This is a genomic window from Candidatus Acidiferrales bacterium (genome assembly GCA_035515795.1).
GTDB lineage: Bacteria > Bacteroidota > Ignavibacteria > Kryptoniales > JAKASW01 > JAKASW01.
The window spans coordinates 21,248-44,841 of sequence record DATJAY010000023.1 but is presented as its reverse complement, the minus strand read 5'-3'; the positions used below and the strand labels follow the sequence as shown (position 1 = coordinate 44,841).

The 23,594-nt window shown below is 47.6% G+C and carries 21 protein-coding genes and 1 pseudogene; 19 read left to right on the top strand and 3 right to left on the bottom strand.

All coding sequences use genetic code 11. The features are described 5' to 3' along the window. The first annotated feature begins 44 nt into the window (after positions 1 to 44). The 16 genes and pseudogenes from VLX91_09975 (at position 45) to VLX91_09900 (ending at position 14,640) form a co-directional block, all read left to right on the top strand. Entirely contained in the window at positions 45 to 905 is an 861-nt protein-coding gene (locus VLX91_09975) for a sulfurtransferase (protein ID HUI30532.1), read from the top strand. Further along, positions 902 to 1,159, top strand: coding sequence for a hypothetical protein (locus VLX91_09970; GenBank protein HUI30531.1), 258 nt, complete (start codon positions 902 to 904; stop codon positions 1,157 to 1,159). The genes VLX91_09975 and VLX91_09970 overlap by 4 nt, the downstream gene beginning before the upstream one ends. Before the next feature lie 55 nt (positions 1,160 to 1,214). Further along, complete coding sequence (locus VLX91_09965; protein HUI30530.1) at positions 1,215 to 1,946, top strand: phosphoadenylyl-sulfate reductase; 732 nt, start codon at positions 1,215 to 1,217, stop codon at positions 1,944 to 1,946. Beyond that, positions 1,946 to 2,710 carry a sulfite exporter TauE/SafE family protein gene (locus VLX91_09960; GenBank protein ID HUI30529.1) on the top strand — a complete coding sequence of 255 codons (765 nt, stop codon included), beginning with the start codon at positions 1,946 to 1,948 and terminating at the stop codon, positions 2,708 to 2,710. Before VLX91_09965 ends, VLX91_09960 begins: the two co-directional genes overlap by 1 nt. Positions 2,711 to 2,859: 149 nt before the next feature. Further along, positions 2,860 to 3,720, top strand: a complete 861-nt coding sequence (epsC, locus tag VLX91_09955) for a serine O-acetyltransferase EpsC (GenBank protein ID HUI30528.1) — start codon at positions 2,860 to 2,862, stop codon at positions 3,718 to 3,720. Between the two features lie 59 nt (positions 3,721 to 3,779). Then, entirely contained in the window at positions 3,780 to 4,694 is a 915-nt protein-coding gene (gene cysK, locus VLX91_09950; GenBank protein HUI30527.1) for a cysteine synthase A, read from the top strand. Between the two features lie 61 nt (positions 4,695 to 4,755). Next, complete coding sequence (sat, locus tag VLX91_09945; protein HUI30526.1) at positions 4,756 to 6,594, top strand: sulfate adenylyltransferase; 1,839 nt, start codon at positions 4,756 to 4,758, stop codon at positions 6,592 to 6,594. Positions 6,595 to 6,632: 38 nt separating this feature from the next. After that, positions 6,633 to 8,087, top strand: coding sequence for a siroheme synthase CysG (gene cysG, locus VLX91_09940; protein ID HUI30525.1), 1,455 nt, complete (start codon positions 6,633 to 6,635; stop codon positions 8,085 to 8,087). Between the two features lie 31 nt (positions 8,088 to 8,118). Further along, positions 8,119 to 9,141, top strand: a complete 1,023-nt coding sequence (locus tag VLX91_09935) for a cysteine synthase family protein (protein ID HUI30524.1) — start codon at positions 8,119 to 8,121, stop codon at positions 9,139 to 9,141. After that, positions 9,131 to 9,601 (top strand): M67 family metallopeptidase, encoded by a 471-nt coding sequence (locus VLX91_09930; GenBank protein HUI30523.1) that lies wholly within the window; start codon positions 9,131 to 9,133, stop codon positions 9,599 to 9,601. Before VLX91_09935 ends, VLX91_09930 begins: the two co-directional genes overlap by 11 nt. Positions 9,602 to 9,657: 56 nt before the next feature. Further along, positions 9,658 to 9,918 (top strand): annotated as a pseudogene (locus tag VLX91_09925) (MoaD/ThiS family protein). A gap of 27 nt (positions 9,919 to 9,945) precedes the next feature. Then, complete coding sequence (moeB, locus tag VLX91_09920) at positions 9,946 to 11,106, top strand: molybdopterin-synthase adenylyltransferase MoeB (protein HUI30522.1); 1,161 nt, start codon at positions 9,946 to 9,948, stop codon at positions 11,104 to 11,106. A 212-nt stretch (positions 11,107 to 11,318) separates the two neighbouring features. Further along, positions 11,319 to 11,870, top strand: coding sequence for a hypothetical protein (locus tag VLX91_09915; protein ID HUI30521.1), 552 nt, complete (start codon positions 11,319 to 11,321; stop codon positions 11,868 to 11,870). A gap of 366 nt (positions 11,871 to 12,236) precedes the next feature. Beyond that, entirely contained in the window at positions 12,237 to 13,718 is a 1,482-nt protein-coding gene (locus VLX91_09910) for a tetratricopeptide repeat protein (protein HUI30520.1), read from the top strand. Between the two features lie 48 nt (positions 13,719 to 13,766). Further along, entirely contained in the window at positions 13,767 to 14,270 is a 504-nt protein-coding gene (locus VLX91_09905; protein HUI30519.1) for a PH domain-containing protein, read from the top strand. Positions 14,271 to 14,274: 4 nt separating this feature from the next. Then, complete coding sequence (locus tag VLX91_09900; protein HUI30518.1) at positions 14,275 to 14,640, top strand: hypothetical protein; 366 nt, start codon at positions 14,275 to 14,277, stop codon at positions 14,638 to 14,640. Between the two features lie 90 nt (positions 14,641 to 14,730). Here VLX91_09900 and VLX91_09895 read toward each other — a convergent pair whose 3' ends face one another. Continuing rightward, positions 14,731 to 15,084, bottom strand: coding sequence for a hypothetical protein (locus VLX91_09895; GenBank protein HUI30517.1), 354 nt, complete (start codon positions 15,082 to 15,084; stop codon positions 14,731 to 14,733). A gap of 287 nt (positions 15,085 to 15,371) precedes the next feature. Here VLX91_09895 and VLX91_09890 point away from each other — a divergent pair, with 287 nt between their 5' ends. Continuing rightward, positions 15,372 to 15,836 carry a hypothetical protein gene (locus VLX91_09890; GenBank protein ID HUI30516.1) on the top strand — a complete coding sequence of 155 codons (465 nt, stop codon included), beginning with the start codon at positions 15,372 to 15,374 and terminating at the stop codon, positions 15,834 to 15,836. A gap of 539 nt (positions 15,837 to 16,375) precedes the next feature. Here the strand turns inward: VLX91_09890 and VLX91_09885 are convergent. Together VLX91_09885 and VLX91_09880 are read right to left on the bottom strand one after the other, a co-directional pair. Then, positions 16,376 to 17,236, bottom strand: a complete 861-nt coding sequence (locus VLX91_09885; protein ID HUI30515.1) for an EamA family transporter — start codon at positions 17,234 to 17,236, stop codon at positions 16,376 to 16,378. Positions 17,237 to 17,255: 19 nt separating this feature from the next. Continuing rightward, on the bottom strand, positions 17,256 to 19,541 hold the full coding sequence (locus tag VLX91_09880; protein HUI30514.1) for a TonB-dependent receptor: 2,286 nt from the start codon (positions 19,539 to 19,541) through the stop codon (positions 17,256 to 17,258). Between the two features lie 303 nt (positions 19,542 to 19,844). Between VLX91_09880 and VLX91_09875 the strand changes: the two genes are divergently transcribed. Both VLX91_09875 and VLX91_09870 read left to right on the top strand, forming a co-directional pair. Then, positions 19,845 to 20,402, top strand: a complete 558-nt coding sequence (locus VLX91_09875; protein HUI30513.1) for an NAD(P)H-dependent oxidoreductase subunit E — start codon at positions 19,845 to 19,847, stop codon at positions 20,400 to 20,402. Continuing rightward, a complete protein-coding gene (locus VLX91_09870) occupies positions 20,399 to 23,575 on the top strand; it encodes an FAD-dependent oxidoreductase (GenBank protein ID HUI30512.1) in 3,177 nt (1,058 codons plus the stop codon). Before VLX91_09875 ends, VLX91_09870 begins: the two co-directional genes overlap by 4 nt. Positions 23,576 to 23,594: the final 19 nt, after the last annotated feature.

Genomic DNA, 23,594 nt, shown 5'->3' with positions numbered 1-23,594 from the left:
CAAGTAAGGTGAACATCAAAAAGTGACAACGGAGGAATAAAGTCATGGTACAAGATAAATATGCACATCCTGAAGTTCTGGTCGACACAGCATGGGCCGACCAGCACAAGGAGGATTCAAATGTCAGAATAGTCGAAGTCGATGTAGATACGAAAGCTTATGGCGAGGGCCATATTCCTGGCGCGGTAGGTTGGGACTGGCAAACTCAATTGTCGGACAACGTCAGGCGAGATCTCGTTCCAAAATCGGAATTGGAGAAGCTCCTTAGCGAATCGGGAATCGACAGCGATACAGTCGTTTTGCTCTACGGCGATAACAACAACTGGTTCGCCGCGTGGGCGCTCTGGCAATTGAAAATTTATGGACACAAGGATGTCCGGTTGATAAACGGCGGTCGCAAGAAGTGGGTCGCGGAAGGAAAGCCGCTGACAAGAGATATCCCGAACGTGCCGAAAAAGGCATATAAAGCTTCCGAACCCGATTTTTCAATCAGAGCTTATCTTCAGGACGTCTTGAAGACAGTTGACGATGGCAAGAAGGTCGCATTGGTAGACGTGCGGTCCGGCGACGAATACACCGGAAAGGTTCTTTCGCCTCCCGGATTGCCCGAAACATGCCAGCGCGGCGGTCATGTCCCAAAGGCAGTAAATGTACCCTGGGGAAAAAACGTGAACGAAGATGGAACATTCAAATCGGTTGCTGAACTCAGATCGTTGTATGAACCGCTCGGAGTCAAGCCCGACAAAGATATAGTTGCATACTGCCGCATCGGTGAACGGTCGAGCCTCACCTGGTTTGTCCTCAGGTATCTTCTCGGATACAGTAACGTCAAGAACTACGATGGTTCATGGACGGAGTGGGGAAATCTTGTAAATGCGCCCATCGCGCGTGGAGAAAGAGCATGAACACGATGACCCCGCAAGAGTATCACGAGAGAACAGAGGAAGTTCCTCTGCCGAAGGGACCGATCAAGTCTTTCAAGATGCACATAGTGAGCTACAAACTCGGTGATCTTTTTTATTGCACCGTCGATAATGTTGATCCTGGAGCAAATATTGCGCGAGCCGAAGCCTCGACACGCGACGAAGCAGAATCAAAGGCGGTTGCCAAGGCAAAAGAACGATTGGAATATTCGGCAACAAGAGTGCAGAACGTATAAAGACATTATAGGTTGAGACTCACTCGGAGAGTGAGTCTCAATCGATAAGGAAATTATGGTAAATTTGAATCAAGAAGAAATTAGTTTGTTGAATAAACAATTCGAGCCCGCACATCCGGCTAAAGTGCTGGAATGGGTCAGTACTAATTTCCGGATCGGCGACATTGCGATGGCTACCGGATTCGGTGCAGAAGGTGTGGTCATCGTTGACATGATTGCATCAGTGAACAAAGGAATCCCGATTTTCTATTTGGACACGGATGTTTTATTCCCTGAAACTTATGTGCTTCGTGACAGGCTCGAGGAGAAATACGGAATCAGATTGATACGTTATGCAACTCCGATTTCACTGGAGCAGCAGGCAAAACTTCATGGTGCAAATCTATGGGAAAGCAATCCGGATCTTTGCTGCAATATCAGGAAAGTGGAACCGCTTCGTGAGGCTCTGAAAAATTATTTCGGCTGGATTACTGCTGTCAGGCGCGAGCAATCCCCGGGTCGCTCGAATGCGGGATTAGTTGAATGGGACAAGAGGTTCAATTTGTTAAAAATAAATCCTCTTGCCGGCTGGACTAAAAAGGAAGTCTGGAAATATATTGTGGATCACGAAGTGCCGTATAATCCGCTTTATGATTCAGGATACGCAAGTATTGGCTGCACTCACTGCACGACGCCGGTTGCCGCGGGTGAAGACGATCGCGCCGGAAGATGGCGCGGATTTCAAAAGAAAGAATGCGGACTGCACGTTATCGATCCCCAAAACCGGGAAGAAAGGCCGAACGCTTGATGTCCTGGGAAATTATTGCAGCGGGATTTTTTGTCGGAACGATGATTGGCCTTACCGGAATGGGAGGCGGAAGCCTTATCACACCGATAATGATTTTCATATTCAGAGTGCAACCCGTCTTCGCGGTCGGAACCGATCTTGTCCTGAGTGCCTTGACAAAAATCGCTGGAGCCATTACCCACGTCCGTTTGAAAAATGTTAACTTCAAAATAACGGGCACACTGTTATCCGGCAGTTTGCCCGGCGCAATCGTTGGATTCATTTTCCTCAGGCTTATTTCATATTTCCATCCTTTCTCGATTGACTCATTCATTACGCATTCTCTTGGTGCTATTCTCATCGTCGTTTCCGTCGGGTTGTTTTACCCGCCGATTTGGAAGCTTGCAGATAAATTCAAATCTTCGCCCGACGTCCGAAGGAGAGTCTTCGGAATAAGAGCCGTCAGTTTTGGGATCGGTTTTGCAGTTTCTATAACATCTGTGGGGAGCGGAAGCATCTTTGTTCCGTTCCTGCTTGCAACTTATGCGATCCCGGTTTCACAGGTCGTCGGAATTGACGTGTTCCATGGTGCGATCCTCACTGCAGTCGCCGGCGCAGGACACCTTGCGAATGGGACTGTCAATTTTAATCTGCTCCTTAATCTGTTGATTGGCTCGGTTCCCGGAGCAATTCTCGGAAGCAGGTTAAGCGTCTCGTTCCCGAAGAGAGCGACTGAAATAATCCTCGGCTCAATGTTAGTGGTGTCGGGAATAAAACTTTTGTAACCCATGATAAACAAGATGTCGCAGTTTGGTATAGTATTTCTTAGATTGATAAAGGCGATAAATAAGAGCCTGCATTCCCTCATCGACGCCCAGGCCATTCCATATAAAATTAATCAATCAATTTCCTACCAACTACGAAAGTCACTAAGATGAAAACAATTCAATCGGACGGAGAATTACTGACGCTGGCGGAAACGCTGTTTCAAAAGCATGAGCCGCATGGATTAACTTTGCCAATCAAGGCGGAGACCCGTCGGTTCGCGGATGAAATTATTGAGTGTCTATTCCCAACTCTCTCTGAACAAGTTTACTTTTCGCCCGAAGAAATACAGGCGAAATTAGTTTTGCTTCAGCGCAATGCCAAAGCGATTTTGCATTCGCTGCCGCACAAACCGGGTGATTCAGTTGATGAGATTGTCGGTGCGTTTTTCTCACGGCTTCCGGAAATTCATAACAAGCTCTGGCTCGACGCTGAGGCGATTTATCGCGGCGATCCCGCAGCAGAGAGCGTTGAAGAAGTGGTCCTCGCATATCCGGGATTGCTTGCGATCGCCATTTACCGTATCGCCCATGAATTCTACCTGCTTGACGTGCCTATTTTCCCACGCTTGCTGACCGAATATGCTCACCAGCTTACCGGAATCGATATCCATCCTGGGGCGCGAGTCGGCACTCCATTTTTTATCGATCATGGTACGGGAATCGTTGTAGGTGAGACAACGGTCATCGGCGACAATGTGAAAATTTATCAGGGCGTTACTCTCGGCGCGTTGAGTGTGGACAAATCGCTTGCAAATACAAAGCGCCATCCGACAATTGAAAACAATGTGATAATTTACGCCCAAGCTGTAATACTCGGCGGCGACACAACAATCGGACATGACAGCGTCGTCGGAGGCAATTCGTGGCTGACTCGCAGTGTACCGCCGTTTTCGTTTGTGTACACCGAGACGAAGGTAAATGTGCGGACTCCGAACGAGACGAATGGAGGTATCGACTTTGTCATATAAGATCACGGGATATCATAACTCGATTCATTTTTCCGCTAAAATAAAAGGGAGCATTTCTCATGAAAGTTAATTCTATACTCGAAACGATAGGCAACACGCCTCATTTGAAAATCAACAGGTTATTTCCTTCCAAGGTGAACGTCTGGATAAAACTCGAGCGAGCAAATCCGGGCGGGAGCATAAAAGACCGCATTGCACTTTCCATGATCGATGATGCGGAACGCCGCGGGATCTTAAAAAAGGATAGTGTGATCATCGAACCCACATCCGGCAATACGGGGATCGGACTCGCGATGGTGGCTGCGGTTAAGGGGTATAAACTTATTCTCGTTATGCCGGAATCGATGTCTGTTGAACGAAGACGAATTCTGACTGCATATGGAGCGACTCTCGAACTGACTCCGCGCGAAAAAGGCATGAAGGGTGCAATTGACAGAGCAAACGAGCTTGCCTCCAAAACGCAAAATGCCTGGATACCGCAGCAGTTTGAGAATCCCTCCAACATCGAAGCGCATGAGCGGACGACTGCTCAGGAAATTATCAGTGATTTTCCAGACGGCATAGATTATCTGATCACCGGTGTGGGAACCGGAGGACATATCACCGGCTGCGCAAACGTCTTGAAGAAAAAGTTTCCGAAGCTCAAAGTTTTTGCAGTTGAACCGGCATTGTCTCCCGTTATCAGCGGAGGCTCACCGAGCCCGCATCCCCTTCAGGGAATCGGCGCGGGTTTTATTCCAAAAAACCTGAACGTGAAGATCCTTGATGGAGTTGTGCTGGTGACCAAAGAAGAGTCGTTCGAATTCACCGTGCGGGCTGCAAAGGAAGAAGGAATTTTTGTAGGTATCTCTACCGGTGCGGCACTCGCTGCTGTCGCCAAGAAACTTCCGGAAATCCCAGAAGGTAGTACAGTTCTGACTTTCGACTACGATACCGGCGAACGCTATCTGTCGGTTGAAGGATTGTTCGGGTGAATTATAAGATTTTTGAAAGGTAAGATTCTTAAGGAGCCTACTAATTACATAAGGAAGTAATATGCCCAAGCACGAAGGATTCACGATATGGTTTACCGGTCTTTCCGGAGTTGGAAAATCAACGATAGCTGCCGGGCTCGTCAAGAAATTGGAAGAGCGGGGAGAAGCGAAGATTGAAGTTCTAGATGGTGATGTCGTCCGCACTCATCTGAGCAAAGGTCTAGGATTTAGTAAGGAAGACCGCGATATAAATATTTTGCGGATCGGATTTGTCTGCGAGCTTCTGTCCCGTAACGGAGCCATTGCAATCGCTGCGGCCATATCTCCATATAGGGAGATCAGGGATCATGTCCGTTCTCAGATAAAGGACTTCATCGAAGTTTTTGTCTCAGCGCCGATGGAGACTCTTGTCCAGCGTGATGTCAAGGGGCTCTATAAGAAAGCGATCGCCGGCGAAATAAAAAATTTTACAGGTGTCTCGGATCCTTACGAGCAGCCGCTTGCGCCTGAAGTTATTCTTGAGACTGACAAAGAAACAATTGACATCAGTGTGAATAAGCTTCTCCGCGCGCTTGAGCTCCTCGGTCTGCTGCCGGTCGGAGACACAAATCTCTCGGAACAAGAGGAAGAGAAGGTGATCGAACAATTGCAGAGGACCGGACGGCTTCATGAAACAGTTGCGACTTCACGTTTTGAGGATACGAATGGGAACGAAGATTATTCGACAATTGCTCCTCACGGCGGTACGCTGGTTAACCGGTTCCTCCCGGAAAATAAAAGGAATGAAGTCATCGACCGGATTGAAAAATATCCTTCAGTCACTCTCAGCGCACGTCAATGGTCGGACATCGAGCTAATTGCAAGCGGGGCATATTCTCCGTTGACCGGCTTTATTGGTGAAGGCAACTATAGAAACATCATAGAAAACGGTCGACTGACAAACGGCCTCGCATGGACTATCCCAATTCTCCTTCTTGTCGAAGATGAAGAAGCCGACCGTTTAAAGGTCTCCGATCAGGTGGTTCTTCGAGACAATGACGGAAAAAATATCGCGATCCTTCAGCTCAGTGAAATTTTCAAAGTGAATAAAGAAGAGCTCGCGCGGATGGTCTGGCAGACGACCGATACGAAACATCCAGGTGTAAAAAATCTGTTTGATGAAGGAGATACGGCCCTCGCCGGATCGATCGACGTTGTCAGATTAGAGGCACATCGTGATTTCCCCGAATATCGCCTCACGCCAACTGAAACCCGACATTACTTTAGGGAGCGAGGCTGGAAGAGCGTGGTTGCTTTTCAAACCCGCAATCCCATCCACCGTGCGCACGAATATTTACAGAAGGTTGCTCTTGAAATGGTCGACGGGCTTCTTCTCCATCCGCTCGTCGGCGAAACGAAAGGCGACGATATACCTGCGGGAGTTCGCATGGAATGCTATAAGACCCTGCTGGGAAATTATTATCCACAGGACCGTGTGCTTCTTTCAGTTATGCCGGCGGCAATGCGTTATGCCGGACCAAGAGAGGCAATTCATCACGCGATAATTCGACAGAATTATGGATGCACGCACTTCATTGTCGGCAGAGATCACGCAGGAGTCGGGAATTATTATGGTACATATGATGCGCAGAAGATATTCGACAGGTACTCAAAGGATGAACTAGGAATTACTCCTCTGAAATTTGAGCACACCTTCTATTGCAATAAGTGTGAAGGGATGGCATCTGAGAAAACGTGTCCGCATGGAGCCGACGAACGGATTATCCTCAGCGGCACAAAAGTACGTGAGCGGTTGAGTAGCACCCAGGATTTACCGAGGGAATTTTCGCGGCCAGAAGTAGTGGATATATTGAGAGAACACTATTCAAAAAGTAATCGCAAGGTTTCTGGCTGTTGCTGAACAAAGTGAACGATAAGTTGGAACAGATATAAAGAAACATGAACAGATTATATCCGATATTTTTAAAAGTAGAGCGCCGACCGGTAGTTGTAATCGGTGGAGGAAAAGTTGCGGAGCAGAAAATCAAGGGCATACTCGAAGCTAGGGCCGACATCACTGTAATTGCTCCAGAAGTTTCCTCATGGATAGAGGAACTTTCTGAGGATAAGAAAATTGTTTTGCATCGCCGGGAGTATGAAGATGGCGACCTTGAAGGGTATTCCCTTGTAATTGGAGCGACCGACGACCGCGAAGTTCAAGATAGAATTTTCAATGAAGCACAGGCACGCGGAATTCCTGCAAACATTGTCGATGTTCCTGAGCTTTGCACTTTTTATCTTTCGTCAGTTTTTCAGAGAGGCGATTTGAAGATCGCAGTTTCGACAAACGGAAAGAGCCCTACGCTGGGCAAAATTATTCGAGACAAAATCGAAGGTAAATTCTCTTCGGGGTATCCCGATTTGCTGGAGCGACTTGGTGAGTTACGTCCAGAGGTACAGAACGCTTTTTCCGATTTCGAGAGCCGCAAAAAAGTTCGCGAACAAATTGTGCGAAGTGAATTGGATAGGATGGAGCATGAGAAAGGAATCAAGAAGGATGAGACAGGAGAAGTGACTCGAAATCTTAAGGATCCCGGCAAAGTTTATCTTGTTGGTGCAGGTCCTGGTGATCCTGAACTTATCACTGTTAAGGGTCTCAGAGTTCTTCAACAGGCAGATGTTGTGTTATACGATGCTCTGATAAATGCTGACCTCCTTGCTGAAGTACCTGAGTCTGCGGAGAAGATATTTGTCGGTAAGAGGGCAGGCGAACACTGCATGAAGCAAGAAAAAATCAACGAGCTCCTGATCTGCAAAGCACTTGCGGGCAGGCGTGTCGTCAGATTAAAAGGCGGTGACCCTTTTATTTTCGGACGTGGAGGCGAAGAACTTGAGCACTTGCGGGACGCTGGAATTGAGGTTGAAATCGTTCCTGGAATAACTTCGGGAATCGGCATCCCTACATCTCTCGGAATCCCGTTGACACATAGGAAAGAAGCATCAAGCGTCGTCTTTGTAACTGGCCATTCCGCGGGAGCTGGATCTGCCTCCAGCAGGGAAGATCCTGGAACCGATCAAAAAGATATCGATTGGAAAAACTTGATGCATGCTGACACAATTGTTGTCTACATGGGCGTGAAAAAGTTAGGGCTGATTGTCGATCAACTTATCCGGAACGGTCTCCCGTCTTCCAGGCCGATCGCTGTTGTTTTCGGGGGGACTACGACCGGGGAAAAAGTTATCGTCGGAAGGCTGAAGAATATTGAGGAGAAGATTGAGGACATGCAAGAGAGCCTGCCAGGATTGATTGTGGTCGGTGATGTTGTGAATTTTTTTAGAAACCGCGAGAAGAATGGAGAGAATTGGTCGCCGGGTTCGTCATTGTTAAAAACTGTCGGTGCGGAAATCTTTTAGCGAAAAATTTCGTTCATGATATGGGAAGACAATGGAACAAATAGCGAATGGAAAAATAGATCGTCGTCAGGCTCGAAATCCCGGGAATGAACTCGAAGTATCGGAATTAGTTGAGGGGAGGGACCTTCAGTCCGAAATGCATGACCGCCATTCAATCCTCGGTAATATCGGGAATACGCCGCTTCTTCGTATCAGAAGGTTATTTACATTGAACAAAGAGGTGGAGATTTTCGCTAAGGCGGAATGGTTCAATCCCGGTGGATCTGTGAAAGACCGTGCAGCGCTTAATATGATCGTTGAAGCTGAATGGTCTGGATGGTTGACTAAAGACAAAACAATCATTGACGCGACAAGCGGGAATACGGGGATTGCTTATGCGATGATTGGGAGTGCGCTCGGTTACAAGGTTGCGCTCGCGCTTCCTTCCAACGCAAGCCGCGAGCGCAAGAACGCGCTGTCGGCTTATGGCGCAGAAGTTATACTCACCGATCCGCTCGCGGGCACCGATGGCGCGCAGCAAAAGGTGAAAGAGATGGTGGCGGCTAATCCCGAGAAATATTTTTATCCTGACCAGTATAATAATCCGGCGAATTGGAAGGCTCATTACAGAACCACCGCACCTGAAATTTGGGAACAGACTAATCATCGTGTAACACATTTCATCGCCGGACTCGGAACTACCGGCACGTTCGTCGGCACAAGCAGGCGGCTGAAGGAATTCAATCCATCGATCTCTTGTATATCTTTTCAGCCCGATTCCCCACTGCACGGGCTTGAAGGATTGAAGCACCTGAAAACGACGATCGTTCCCGGTATTTACGACCCAACTGTCGCCGACGGCCAACTGGCGATTTCTACGGAAGAAGCTTATGAGATGGTGAATCGTCTGGCACGCGAAGAAGGTTTATTTGTAGGCATATCATCCGGAGCCGCGATGTCAGCAAGTCTGAAAGTTGCCTCTCGATTAAAATCCGGCGTAGTTGTGACTGTATTTCCGGACAGCGGTGCGAGATATGGAAGCGAACATTTCTCTAATGGAGATAGTGGAAAGTAAAAAACAAGAGATGCTGTCAGTGATCAAAATTCCCAAGGATGCGATTTCCCAAATTGAAAAACACGGCGAGCGGGCATATCCCGAAGAGTGTTGCGGTATCATGCTCGGTCGAAGTGACGGTAATAACCAGATGGTCGAAGAAGTGGTTGAGCTTGATAACGAACAGGGTGAAAATCGCGGAAGAAGATTTTTCGTGACCCCGAAACAATATTTGCAGATGGAGAGGATCGCCGTCGAGCGAAAATTAGATCTGCTCGGTTTCTATCATTCTCATCCTGATCATCCGGCGGTTCCTTCGGAATTTGATAGGGACCATGCGCTCCCCTGGTTCACATACATTGTTGTATCTGTTTCGCAAGGGAAGGCCAGGGACATAAGTGCATGGCTGTTGAGTGACACCAGGGATCGATTCGATCGGAAAGAATTTCTGGTGGAAGAAGAAGTAAACAGCAGGCAGTAGGTAGCAGCAAAACAAAAACTAAAGACTAACCGGTATTCCAAATAGAGGTTAAATATATGTCAATAAAGGTTTTCATTCCGACGCCGTTGCGTCCATACACGGACAAAAAAGATACGGTCGAAGTCAACGGCAATACAATAAGTGAAGTACTGCAGGATCTAACTTCAAAATATGGAGACGTTCGTCAGCATCTGTATGGCGAGAATGGCGATCTGAGAAGTTATGTGAACATCTATATCAACGACGAGGATATTCGATACCTCGAGAAAGAAAAAACTCCGGTGAAGGAGTCCGATACGGTGAGCATCGTACCATCAATTGCTGGTGGTGTGGATGTCACCACAATCGAAGACGAGGTCCAGCTTTCCAACGAAGAGGTGCTTCGCTATAGCAGGCATCTGATTATTCCTGAAGTTGGATTATCCGGACAAAAGAAACTGAAGGCCGCAAAAGTCTTAATGATCGGCGCAGGCGGACTTGGATCTCCGCTGGGGCTGTATCTTGCTGCGGCAGGTGTCGGCAAGATCGGTATTGTAGACTTCGATGTCGTCGATTTGACAAATTTACAGAGACAGGTTATGCATTCAACCCCGGATATTGGAAGACCGAAATTGGATTCAGCACGCGAGACTCTAAATGGAATCAATCCGAATGTCGAAGTCGAGACTTATGAAGAAAGACTCTCGTCTGCGAATGCCCTGGGCCTATTTGGAGACTATGACGTGATCGTCGATGGGACGGACAATTTCCCGACCCGGTATCTGGTAAATGATGCCTGTGTTCTATTGGGAAAGCCGAACGTTTACGGCTCCATCCTGAGGTTTGATGGACAGGTGAGCGTGTTCGATGCGAAACGCGGGCCGTGTTACAGATGTCTTTACCCTGCGCCGCCTCCGCCGGGACTGGTTCCAAGCTGTGCGGAAGGCGGAGTGCTCGGAGTTTTGCCGGGAATAATCGGGTCATTACAGGCACTCGAGGTGATCAAGCTTATTCTGGGAGAGGGCGAGCCGTTGATAGGCAGGCTCGTCTTGTTCGATGCACTGAAATTCAAATTCCGCGAACTGAAGCTCCGGAAAAATCCCGAGTGCCCGATCTGCGGAGACAACCCGACGATTCACGAGTTGATCGACTATGAGCAATTCTGTGGGATTGCACCTCACGTGACTCAGCCCGCAGAGGTCGTCGATGGCGAAACTGAAATCACGGTTGAGCAGCTAAAAACAAGACTGGATCGAGGCGACGACGTTTTTCTCCTCGACGTTCGCGAGCCGCATGAGTATGAGATTGTCAATATCGGCGCATATCTAATTCCTCTTTCCACACTGCCAAAAAGGATTGATGAATTGGATCCCTCGAAAGAGATCGTGGTACACTGCAAGTCCGGAGGACGGAGTGGAAGAGCGGCAGACTTCCTTCGCAGAAACGGATTTAAGAGCGTGAAGAATCTGGTCGGCGGAATCGACGAGTGGGTCGAGAAAATAGATCCGAGCTTGCCAAGATACTGAATCTATGCAGGACATGATCCTAATCTTGTCCTGCCTTTGTCCTTCCTAAACAAAGTCTTGAAGGGTGGAGTCTAAGTTTCCGATTTCATCTTAGACCCGAAATCGTATTTCTCGCTCAAATCTTCAGAGAACGCGGACATGAGCTTGACTTTCTGTAATCCGCCGCTTAATATCTTTTGTATTTCATAATTACGTGAGAAAGGGGTTGTTTTATGAGGATCCATCGCACGAAATTCGTGTTCCCCTCAATGTTGATGCCTTGCTTTGTTATCGCTGTCGCCACGAGTCCTCTCTTTGCTCAGGAAAGTGTGAATCATTACACTCGAGACGCGATATATGCTGAAGGTTTTGGACCAGGTATCCTCTATTCAATCAATTGTGATCACCGCTTCACCCCGAATTTCAGTTTGAGGGTGGGATTCACCACTTGGTCGCTCCCCGCGTTTGCCTTGCTTGTTGCGGGTGAGTTGAAATTCACAGCCTTTCCTATCATGGTCAACTATCTTACCGGACAGGGGGATCACCACCTTGAGTTGGGAATTGGTTTAGTGCCCGCCGTCATTTCATTTCAAGGTGAAGAAATATTTTTTGGCACAGCTCACCAGAATAGGGCAAACGTTTTGTTAGGCGCGGCGACAATTGGGTACAGGATGCAGCCGAGAGATAGCGGCGTAATATTTCGAATCGGTTTCACTCCTCTGTTTACCTTCAAAGAATTTGTACCATGGGCAGGACTTTCCCTTGGAGTAGCACTCAAAGAGTGAGAGATTTCTAATTGGAACAACGGCAAAAGAGAGGCAGATCCCCGGCTCCTTGGGTTATTCAATGTCCACTTTGAAGGGAAATTAGAATGGTGTTAGAAGTGGCAAATCTATTGTCTGGCCAGCCATCAATAATTCTTTCCTGGATCAGGCGAAGCCGGCAAGTGACCTAAAATGAATTCAAGCTTTCTTAGTTATGCCGCGGATATTTGCATATCGCAGAAGCAAAACATAAATTTCAAAGGCAAGGTCGGCGGACATATTGTGGAAGAAATGGTGTGGAAATACTTCCGGTGTGCGAACGCTTAAGTTTCCATTTATGGTTTGAGTTTATCTAAGTTTGAAATATCGTCAGGCAGGGAGACAGTTATGAAACTTACCGGTTATCGTCTTACAGTCGTTCTCATTCTTTCCTCGTTTTGCGCGTATGCTCAAAGTACAGCTCCACATGGTGGTCCGGACAAGCTTACGCTGCTGTATTTACTCAAGAGCGGTTTGTACGAACCCTTGATGAAGAAATTAGACGATGTCACCGAGATTCTGGAGAAAGACAAGACACTCGAAGAGTATTATTGGCGTGCCTTCAGCACATTTGAAATACCTGATTCGACGATAGAGGTGAGCCTTAATGATTGGATCCGGCGTTACCCTGAGTGTGCGAATGCGTATGCAGCACGAGCCCGTTACTATATGAGGGTAGGGTGGCGTCTCCGGGGAGTCGGTTGGGCTAAAGATGTTACTGAAGAGCAATGGAATGGAATGCGTGAATACTTTAAAAAGGCCGTGCTGGACGCTTCCGAGGGGCTGAAAATTGACGAGCGCAATCTTGCTTGCTACGATGTCTTCATCACCATCAGCATGCATATGGGCGGCAAACTTGCCACGAGAAATTTTTTTGATGCGGCCTTAAAAATAGATCCGACGAGTCTTGGAATCTGGGTTTCATATATGAAAAGTCTCTGGCCTCGATGGGGTGGATCTCATGAGGAGATGCTCCAGCTTGCCGATGAAAGCCAAAAATATTTATCCTTGAATCCTCAGCTGAAAGTGCTCAGAGGTTATATCCCATTTGATGAAGGCATGGATCTCGAATATGAGGGGGACTACGAATCTGCAATTGTAAAGTACAACGAAGCAATTTCCTTCGGAGACCGCGCGGAATTTTATGACTACCGGGGTGATTGTTATTACAGTATAAGGAAATATCAGCAGGCGCTGGAGGATTACGAAAACGCAGTCCAGTTATCCCCCCAGAACTCAACATTCCTTCGCGCGGAGGCTGGTGCACTATACGCTTTAGGCAATTTTGTCCAGGCACGCTCGATAATCGACTACGCTTCAAAAATCAGTCCCGCAGATGAAAATCTTCAACAGACCAAGAGCTACTTGAATAGCAAAAGTGCTGAGGCGCATGGTCATGCAAAGAAGGGATATGATTTGCTGCAGGCGCAGCGATTCGAAGAGGCAATACAGGAATACACGTTGGCGATCAAAGCGGATCCGGGCGATTACCTTTCTTTCTATAACCGCGGCATCTGCTATAGAAACCTCAATCGTTACGATGAAGCCATTTCGGATTTCGAGCACACGATCGCTCTCAATTCAGGATATACCAGTGCATATAACAATATAGGATGGATTCACTATCAGCAGGGGAAATATGAAGATGCCGTCTCAGATAATAGCCGTGCGATCGATTCTAAACCCGATGACTACAACGGCTATATTAACCGGGCTTTATGCTATCTTCATCTGGGGAGGAAGCAGGATGCATTGAATGATTTGAAGCATGCGTGTGACTTAGGATGTGAAGATGCATGCGATAGATACAATCAAATAAATGGGCAGTAAGCAATAAACGAGCGAGGAAACGATTAACCACGCAGGGGAGACACAATCATGAGAGACTACAAAGCTCCATGGAGCACGTCGCTCATGGTCATTTCATCACTGTCAACAATCCTGTGTCTAGGCGTCGCATTTCTCGCGGTACGCGTCGATCATCGGCTCATGTCCTGGCCGGGTTTATTGCCACCAGCCCTGCTCATTGGTACGGTGCCTTTTGCGATCAGAGGATACACCATCACTCCGAATGCCATCCTGGTACACCGTCTTTTCTGGACGACGCGGCTGCCGCTGGCAGGCATAGCTTCGGCACGGTTCGATCCGGACGCGATGCGGGGAAGCATTCGCACTTTTGGAAATGGCGGAATGTTTTCGTTTACGGGATTCTACCGCAACGCACGTCTGGGCGCTTTTCGCGCGTTTGTCACCGACCAGCATAAGACAATAGTGCTGCGTTACCCGAATCGCACGGTGGTGATTTCGCCAGGTGAGCCGGAAGATTTCATTCGCCATCTTGCCATTCTCGGACATGCTGGACAAACTATCATGCAAGGATAAATAAATGCCAACGATTATCAAATCTCCGGTTAAAGTTCAGGCCGCGGGAAACAAACCGAAAATCATCGAAGAGTTTATCGGCAATGTGAGCTCAAAAACCCCGGCGGTCAGCATTGCGAGAATGAAAAGTTCGGAAGGGTGGATTGAACCGGGTCAGACACCGGAGTTCGATGAGTATACTGTTGTCCTTCGAGGCTTACTGCGCGTTGCAACTACGATGGAGGTCTTCGAAGTCAGAGCAGGCCAGGCAATCATCGCACACCATGGTGAGTGGGTCCAGTACAGCACTCCAAGACCGCAGGGAGCCGAATATATTTCCGTATGTCTGCCGGCATTCTCTCCGCAGACGGTTCACAGGGATATTGAGTGATAAACCAATTCCAGTCAAGATACCGGGAGCGGCCATCACGTTATTTAAAAGGTCCAGGAGATTTGTGCGACAGAAGAGAAGATTGAGGCTTTAGTTTCCGATGTATATTACTTCGACCTTCGATAGGCCGTTGAGCTCTTTTGTGGTTAGAGTTTTCGTCGCCCCATGACCGAGATGATCTGAATCCAACATTTTCTTTTCCCCAAAAGAGTTCAGAATGACGGCAACGTTGCTGGAGGTGCAAAATGTAATCCCGCCATCGTTAGCCTGATTCAGCCGCGAGGTATTTCCCACAGGATTTGCCGAAGCGAAGCTGATTCCGGGAGCGGGGATTACAGTCAAAGTTACTCTTGCGGTCGCGGTAATTTGTGCTTGTGATGTCGAAGCGCAAAGCAATAACACGATAACCGTGAGGGGGAGCGGTATGCTTAGTGTTCTTATCATTCTTCTTTATCCAGAATCTAGAACTAAACTAAGTCTAAATTAGTTCCCCCTCTCCCTTTGATCCACCTTGTGTAACGCTTACATGCAGGCACCCTTGACTTTCTGAGAACCGCGGATTAACATCTTGCGTAGCCAGCATAGTGAAGATTGCCATTGAAGACGTGCAGAGGATTTCTAGACAAAAGAAGCAATGACAACACTCTTTCTGCTGAACTGCTGCTTTGATTTTTTGCAGACTAGCTGTAATTAGGCAACACTTATATTCGACTTGTTATGGAGGTGTTTAAATGATAGAAGATGACAAATCCAACTACGTTCCCTGGCTAGGATATAAAGTTGGAGGTACAAACCGTGAAGGCCGGATCATCAAATTTATTGTTGTAGATGAGCCTGATATCGCTATCTATTTTATAGAACGTGAAAGATCTTTCGTTTACGAATATATTATTCCCAAATTTACCAATGCATCTGAAGTTATTGTAACTTCCAAGGCACTCCTTTCAAGAGTAACAGTTTCAATTCCCAAAAGACGACAATATCTTGCCCAGACTCTAATCGCGACAGCCTTTTATGTCGCACTAAAATCTGGAAAATCTCTTAAAGAGACAAATTATTTTGCGGAGGTTGAACAATTCATCGAGAGTAAATCAACCGAATCTGTACATCTCAAGTATGTTTTTGCGGCAATAGTATTTGCTGCCTTGTCAATCGTCCCCCACTCTTGTACTCTCAATATTTCGGCAAAACGCTAATTTACCATATTCTCATGGGTGGTACCTTCGGCGCGTGCGGATCTCTCGTCTCCGTTTTGACTCGGTTTAGAGGTATCTTGATTCCAAAATATTCATCATGGATGCACACCACTTTGAATGGATTCACGCGTATTCTAATTCTAATGCAACAGTCCGGAGTAGTTCTGACATTCATAGGCTCAAACCTGCTTTTGCTCTACACATTCTCATTTGGAAGTGGCCTGAGCGAACGATTTGTCCCTGATGTCATACAAAACCTTCAAAAGCAGACTCTTGAATGAACGAATCATCTCCATGGAATATTAGCGCTGACCTCAGTGGCTCCCCGATGCGGACCTCTCACTACAAGTTGCCTCTGGTTTGGAACGATTACAAGGCAGGCTGTTCATGAATGAGAGACAGTGAAAGAGTTTTAGAACCTTCTCCCCCAAATCATTCTTGTCACCACTTAATCCGTCGAATGTGTTAGTCCCAGCTTAATTCAAGTCACCACACTATGACTCCCCTTTGAAATAAGAGAGAGCGGTTGAGGTCGATTATTATGCCACGTTGCGAAGGATAATGAAGCCGGCGGCAATTATGACTGCAGCACCTGCGAGGCGTATGAGGAGATGCTTTTCGCTGAACATCTTTCCACCGATGAGGGATGCATAAAAAACCGAAGTGCGTTTGACTGCAAGAACCATAGCAACATTTCCGGTTTTCACCGCATCAAGCTGCGTTAGGCGGTATCCGATAGTAAACAGTGCCACCAAGCCGATGAGAAGCAGAACCGGGATATGTTTTCTCGTAAGCAATTGGCGAAGAGAATTTCTCCGATTGAAAAACAAAATTACATACACTACTAGAAAGACCGCGTGCTGGTAAAAAAGGACCACAATTGGCGAAGTCTTGTAGCCGCTCACGAGGACTTTATCCATCACGGCTGAGACTGCAAACAGCAATAGGGCCGCCCAGATGTACCGCTGTGCCCTAAAATTTCCGAGTCCGGTCGGTCTCCGCTCCAGGAGGAGGACTCCTCCAATCATAAGCAACAATCCAATCATTTCTATTGCAGTGATCGTCTCGCCGATTGCGGCAAATGCCAGGACTGCCGTGATGCCCGGAGTCAATGCGAGGAGAGGGAGTGTTCCGCTTATGTCAGAGCGTTCCAACATCATCATTACGAGCACAAATGCAAACGCATTGATGACGCCCTTGAGTATGAGGATGGCCAGCGTTATGCCAGAGACGTCTGTAACATCGACTATGAGCAGTGCACCGAAAGACATTATCATGATGACTGCGGAAAGCAGGAATGAAAATGTCAGGGCGTCGATCTTGAAGAGGATCTTTTTCTGCGTCACCGCGGCGGTTGCGGAGAGAATGGCAGATATAAACGCGAACGAAAGCCAGGTCATGTGCTAGATTTTTTTATAACTACCATTGCACCGACGCAGTCGCAAATATATTTCTGCCGGGCTCGTATTTGATTTCTCCTCGTGCGGTCGAAAGGAAGTTCATATAAGCACGATTGAAAAGATTGTGCACCCCTAAATTTAACGTTATAAATATCCCGGAAAATGCAACCGGAACACTTCTATAGCCTGCGTCTATAAGGATATAACCTGCAGGAGGATTTTCGCCGACAGCAGAGAAATCTTGCCTGGCATCTCCTTCCAGCTGGGCATCAATGGTCCCGAGGTTACCAAACATATAGTTAGCTGAGAATGCAGCGTGAAGCGGGGGAATTTGAGGAAGATTGGCATGACTCTTCGTGTTCTCACCACGAACGTAAGAAAGAGTCGCCCCGAATATGAGATGAGATGCCGCATCTGTTTCGGCAGACAACTCGTATCCATACATTCTTGCCTGGCCGATATTTATTTTTACATAGGCTGGATTTCCTTCGAAAGTTCCGAGGACTTCCGAGACCAAATCTCGAAGTGAATTGTAGTAGACGTCGCCATCGAGTCGCAGCAACAATGTGCGCCACTCTAATCCGCAATTAATCGAAACACTTTGTTCCGGCTGAAGATCGGGGTTGCCGACATGGATCGATCCGCCGAAGTTTAAATACTGGTAACGTTCTTCCAGCGAAGGGGATCGAAATGCGGTTGATAACAAAACGGAGCCGTTCAAGGACTCATAAATCTTCTGGTCAATTCCGAGATTGGCACTCCAGCTTGCCGAGCTGCTTGTATTTTCCGGCCAGAGGACATTTTCATCTTGAGGGAAAGTTTTTTGACCGCTGGAGTTTTGTATCCAGACAGTGTCTACTGTCAGGTCGTTGTGAACGCGAATAAAATCGCATCTTCCTCCAAGAACAACTATCGTCGCTTGTGGTATCAATTGCCACTCGTCCTGCGCATAGATTCCCGCGCTCCCGAACGAAGAATTGGGGAGAGGGACATCCTGGATGACGGTATTGTTGGAGTAGTTGTATCGTTCGCGTTTGCTATCCAAGGTTCGTTGCCAGACTTCGACGCCGGCGGTAAGGAAGTGGCCGGTCGCGGGGACAATCGAGCCTTCAATTTGAAACATGTCTGTGCCATGTATGGCATGTGGCGTCAAAGTCAGCGTTGGAGTTTGAATTACTTGCACATGCCTCTCGATGATCTGTCTTGACGCGCGAAGAATAAGCACGGGAAAAGCATCACTGATGTCCGGGATAGAATATTCCAACTTGTAAAGTTCGCGTCGCGCAAGCGTATATTTTGCCGAAGCGGTTTGAGTAAACAATGAATCGCCTGGGATCCCCGTATCCTCTGCCTGAAACCGCTGGTATGTGAGGTCGAGTGAATGGTTGTTGAATAACTTTATACCAGCGTCTCCGGTCAGACCGAAATCATTGTACTGGGAATTTGGCACATCTCCTAAAGGAGTTTCGTAATTCCCGGCTTTCCTGTATTCTCCGCTGCCACGAAGTTTAAAATTCTCGGACCCGCTTTCGAGTGCGAGATACTCCGCACTGCTGTGATTTACCGATTCATACTGAATTAGAGATTCGCCGTCAAATCTAGGCTGGTCGCTGTACGAGGGCGATTTGCTAATGCAATTTACGACTCCTCCGAACGCTCCGGTCCCGGCGAGAGCCGAGTTGGCTCCTTTGATAACTTCGATGCGATCGAGATCGAATGGATTTATCAAAGAAAGGGCTGTTGCAATATCATTAGCTGTCTCAAGCCGGGTGTTGTCGACCATCATCACAACATTATTTCTCGTCATGCCACGGATTGATACGTCGGTTTCCCACATCCCATCGCGTACCAGCGCAACGCCGGGTTGTTGACTCAGAATATCGGAAACCGTCGGCGCGCCGGTTTGCGGAAGCATCATTCCATCAACCACGATAGTCGGGACGGGCGACGATGGAACTTCCCCTTTAGTGCTGGTGACGATGACTTCCGGTCCGTGGAAGACAACCGGGTCGAGGCGAATTATCAGTGTGTCGTCGGTGCGGACTTCCTTTTCGTACCGGGCATAAGCCGGGTTTGCAAACGATAGGTGATATGTTCCTGCTTCTACCGATGTGAAACTAAAAAAGCCGCCGCTATCTGAAATGGCTTCCCTCTGTAATTCGTGGATGAGCACGTGGATGTTCTTTAACGGAAGTCCTGTTTCTGCATCCATGATTTTTCCTTTTAGGTCGGTCGTTTTTGAAAAAGAGGATGTAGGATATATTGATATAATTATTCCAATTACGGACAAAAAAATTTTTTGCATGAATTCCCACGCTTTTGTTGCGCTATAAATTGCAAAAAAAAATTGTAATAGCCAAATCGCGAAATCCAAGATGCTTTTAGCCTTTCAGTCCCGGGTTGTCTTGATTTTTTTGTGTCCCTTTGTTAATATTATTACATCGTTTTCGTGCAGTATGCAAAAATTTTATCACAAACTCTAAATATTAAGAATATAAAACTAAAATAAATGTCAGTGGGTGTGCGTAAATAAAATTTATCCGATCCCATTCTAATATTCTAAAAACCTCATCATTCACTTTTCTTTTATTCTCATAAAGGAGTAGGCATGAACGAGTCACAAACGACATCGCGAGAACTATCCGATGGAATTCATCTTAGCGGAGATTCCTTTTTACATGAAATAGATTCGGTTGTCGCTAAACACAAGGGTCAGCAGGGTGAGCTTCTTGGGATACTTGAAGAGACACAGCTTCAGAGCGAACAGAAGTATCTTTCCGAGGACGCATTGAACCACGTCGCGATGAAAACCGGTGTACCACTTTCCAGAATTTACAACGTCGTTACGTTTTATTCTTTTTTCAATCTTAAACCGCAGGGTGAACACACCGTCACCGTATGTCGGGGCACTGCATGCCATACGAAAGGCTCCAAGGTACTACTCGATGACCTTGGATTAGTGTTGGGCGGCGGAAAAGAGCTCGATGCCGGAGAATCCGGATTCACCTCCTCCGATAACAAGTTTACGGTATCGACCGTAGCCTGCTTTGGCCAATGCGCTCTCGCTCCAGTCGTTGCTATTGACGGAAACATTTGTAGTAATATGACAACCGCAAAACTGAAGAAGCTATTGAGCAAGGTTTCCAAGGGGAGGAAAAATCAATGAAACTACTTGATAGTGCAGCGTTGGAAGAAATCAGGCAGAGAGGGCTCAAGAAAATATTGCCGGATATTCCCAGGATTTCTGTGGGAATGGGGACCTGCGGAATCGGGAACGGTGCAAAGGAAGTTTATGAGAGTTTTCAGAAAGCCATAAGAGTAAAGCACGCCAAGATCCAACTTTCTATAACAGGCTGCTTCGGGTTCTGTGCCGAAGAACCGATCGTCAATTGTTATTTGCCGGGAATGCCGCTTGTCATTTTGCACAAGGTAACTCCGAAGGACGCAGAGAAAATCGTGGAAAGCCTGAGTAACGGCCTTATGCCGGTGAAGAAGGCTCTCTGCAGGATTGAGAAATGGAATTTTTTCACTTCAGGAATTGAGTTCGGTGCCGGTCTCAGTAATATTCCGCTATGGAATGAAATTCCCTTTTTCAAGGGACAGAAGAAAATTGTTCTTCGGGAAGCAGGGTTGATTAATCCTGAAGACATAGAAGAATACATAGCGGTTGGCGGCTACGCAGCACTGCTGAAGGCGTTGACCCAGATGACACCCGATTCCGTGCTCGATGAGATTAAAAAATCCAAATTGCGTGGACGTGGCGGGGCAGGGTTTCCTACAGGCATCAAGTGGGAAATGATGAAGAAGGCAGAGTCTGACAGAAAGTATATCATTTGTAATGCCGACGAAGGCGATCCGGGCGCATACATGAACCGCAACGAGATTGAGAGCGATCCGCAGGCATTGATCGAGGGAATGTTGATCGGCGCTTATGTGATGGGTGCGCCTGAAGGCATAATGTATGTTCGCGCTGAATATCCGCTTGCGGTCGAGCGGTTCAAGAAAGCTGTTGCTGCCGCACGGGAGTGCGGGATCCTCGGGCAAAATATTTTCGGCGCTTCTTTCAGTTTCGATCTGACTCATGTTGAAGGTGCCGGCGCATTTGTGTGCGGTGAAGAAACGGCTCTTATTGCATCGATTGAAGGCAGAGCAGGACGTCCGATTACTCGTCCGCCATACCCCGCGCAGAAAGGTTTGTGGGGAAAACCGACGAACATAAATAATGTTGAAACATGGTACAATGTCCCGTTGATTGTGACGATCGGCGGTGACGAGTTCTCAAAATTTGGGACTGCAAACAGCACCGGTACAAAAGTTTTTTCGCTTGTCGGCAAAGTTAAAAACACCGGCTTGGTTGAGTTGCCGCTCGGCACTCCGCTTGAAAATATTATTTATCAGATGGGAGAGGGCACCGGAAACAAAAAAAAGATACGTGCAGTCCAGACCGGCGGCCCTTCCGGCGGATGTATACCGGTCGAATATTTTAATACTCCTGTCGATTATGAGTCTCTGACGAAGCTAGGCACGATCATGGGGTCTGGCGGTATGGTGGTGATGGATCAGGATAATTGCATGGTGGACGTCGCCAGATATTTCGTCGAAGTGACTCACAACGAATCTTGCGGGAAGTGCACTCCGTGCCGAGAAGGTCTCTCGCAGATGCTGGCCATCCTGAATAAAATCACGCGCGGCGATGCGACGATGGCCGACCTGGATACGCTGGAAAGATTGGCATATGTGATAAAAGATTCCGCCCTCTGCGGTCTCGGACAAACGAGTGCAAATCCGGTTCTGACCACACTCAAGTATTTTCGCGACGAATACGAAAGACATATAAACCAAAAGCGGTGCAAAGCCGGCGTGTGTGAAAGTCTGTTCATGGCTCTTTGCGAAAACAGTTGCCCGCTGCACATGAATATCCCGGGATATCTGCAGCTCTTGAAAGAGCGGAGGATCGAAGAAGCCTTTGAATTGACTTTGCGCGACAATCCGCTTCCAGGTACTGTAGGAAGGATCTGTTACTTCCATTGCCAGATGCGATGCCGCAGAGATATGATCGACGATGCGGTGTCACAGGGCGAGATTCATCGCTACCTTGCGGATACTATGTACAAGATGGGAAGAGAAAAAGAAATTTATCAGCGTCTGATCAAAGAGAAACTTTCGCCGACGGGAAAGAAGGTCGCAATCATCGGTGCTGGGCCTGCGGGATTGACTGCCGCATACTATCTCGTTCGGCTCGGACACAGTGTCACGGTTTACGATAGTCATGCAAAAGCAGGAGGGATTCTGCAATACGGCATTCCGGCTTATCGCCTGCCCAAAGACGTGTTAAACAAGGAACTCGAGCTTTTCAAAAAGTTGGGAGTAAAATTTGTTTTCAATACTCGCATCGGAAAAGGAGCCGGCTTCAAGCATCTACAGAAACAGAATGATGCCGTATTTATTGCGGTCGGTGCGCAGAAGGATATCGGACTCGATATTCCGGGCAAAGAACTGGACGGCGTACTTGAAGGTTATGAATTTCTCGAGAAGTTTGCTCTTGGAAAGAAACTCCCAATCGGAAAAAATATAGCGATCGTCGGTGCCGGCAACGTGGCAATAGATGTTGCCCGTTCCTGTCTGAGACTCGGTGCGGATGTTGCGATAGTCTATCGCCGTGATAGAGATGAGATGCCGGCAAATTCTCACGAGATAAACGATGCCGTGGATGAATGCATCAAGTTCATGTTCATGTCGGCTCCGAGCAGAATCATCGGCGATGCTAAGGGAAGGGTTACCGGACTAGAAATCCACAAGATGAAACTTGATGGGTTTGACAGCGCCGGAAGGAAGAAGCCCGTAGACACCGGGGAAACCGCCGTTGTGGAATGCGATATGGTAATATTGGCAGTCGGCGAGAAAGTGGAATTCGAACCGGCGAAGGAGATCGGACTGGAAGTCAGAAAAAATGGCTCGATCAGAGCGCATCAGCCGGGATACAGAACCAACCTGGCCAGAGTATATGCCGGCGGCGATGCGGTTACCGGTCCGGCAACCGTTTCCGAAGCGATGGGAATAGCAAGAAGCGCAGCAGAAGCAATCGACTTCGACTTGATGAAAGAAAAGAGGTTCCATCATCTATTTAGAGAGTTCAAGTACAAAGATGAAGTCCCTGCCGAGCCGGAATCGATCAAGAAAGTTGAGGTAAAAAAGCTTCCCATCATGGAACGCATCTTGACCTTCCAGGAGATCCTGTCGGGTTTAAGCGGGCAAGAGGCACTTGAAGAAGCTGCGCGGTGTTTGCGATGCGACGTGAAATGCGTCGACCAGACCGAAGGGTCATTCGAAAAAGATTAAAGTCGGGCGAATTGAAGAT

Excerpts from the sequence above, each read along its gene's own strand:
- VLX91_09905 (HUI30519.1), top strand. The coding sequence starts at position 13,767 with ATGAGAGACTACAAAGCTCCATGGAGCACGTCGCTCATGGTCATTTCA.
- VLX91_09935 (HUI30524.1), top strand. The coding sequence starts at position 8,119 with ATGGAACAAATAGCGAATGGAAAAATAGATCGTCGTCAGGCTCGAAAT.
- VLX91_09875 (HUI30513.1), top strand. The coding sequence starts at position 19,845 with ATGAACGAGTCACAAACGACATCGCGAGAACTATCCGATGGAATTCAT.
- VLX91_09880 (HUI30514.1), bottom strand. The coding sequence starts at position 19,541 with ATGCAAAAAATTTTTTTGTCCGTAATTGGAATAATTATATCAATATAT.
- sat (HUI30526.1), top strand. The coding sequence starts at position 4,756 with ATGCCCAAGCACGAAGGATTCACGATATGGTTTACCGGTCTTTCCGGA.
- VLX91_09890 (HUI30516.1), top strand. The coding sequence starts at position 15,372 with ATGATAGAAGATGACAAATCCAACTACGTTCCCTGGCTAGGATATAAA.
- VLX91_09915 (HUI30521.1), top strand. The coding sequence starts at position 11,319 with ATGAGGATCCATCGCACGAAATTCGTGTTCCCCTCAATGTTGATGCCT.
- VLX91_09975 (HUI30532.1), top strand. The coding sequence starts at position 45 with ATGGTACAAGATAAATATGCACATCCTGAAGTTCTGGTCGACACAGCA.
- VLX91_09960 (HUI30529.1), top strand. The coding sequence starts at position 1,946 with ATGTCCTGGGAAATTATTGCAGCGGGATTTTTTGTCGGAACGATGATT.
- cysG (HUI30525.1), top strand. The coding sequence starts at position 6,633 with ATGAACAGATTATATCCGATATTTTTAAAAGTAGAGCGCCGACCGGTA.
- VLX91_09885 (HUI30515.1), bottom strand. The coding sequence starts at position 17,236 with ATGACCTGGCTTTCGTTCGCGTTTATATCTGCCATTCTCTCCGCAACC.
- VLX91_09970 (HUI30531.1), top strand. The coding sequence starts at position 902 with ATGAACACGATGACCCCGCAAGAGTATCACGAGAGAACAGAGGAAGTT.
- cysK (HUI30527.1), top strand. The coding sequence starts at position 3,780 with ATGAAAGTTAATTCTATACTCGAAACGATAGGCAACACGCCTCATTTG.
- VLX91_09870 (HUI30512.1), top strand. The coding sequence starts at position 20,399 with ATGAAACTACTTGATAGTGCAGCGTTGGAAGAAATCAGGCAGAGAGGG.
- VLX91_09910 (HUI30520.1), top strand. The coding sequence starts at position 12,237 with ATGAAACTTACCGGTTATCGTCTTACAGTCGTTCTCATTCTTTCCTCG.
- epsC (HUI30528.1), top strand. The coding sequence starts at position 2,860 with ATGAAAACAATTCAATCGGACGGAGAATTACTGACGCTGGCGGAAACG.
- VLX91_09900 (HUI30518.1), top strand. The coding sequence starts at position 14,275 with ATGCCAACGATTATCAAATCTCCGGTTAAAGTTCAGGCCGCGGGAAAC.
- VLX91_09965 (HUI30530.1), top strand. The coding sequence starts at position 1,215 with ATGGTAAATTTGAATCAAGAAGAAATTAGTTTGTTGAATAAACAATTC.
- VLX91_09895 (HUI30517.1), bottom strand. The coding sequence starts at position 15,084 with ATGATAAGAACACTAAGCATACCGCTCCCCCTCACGGTTATCGTGTTA.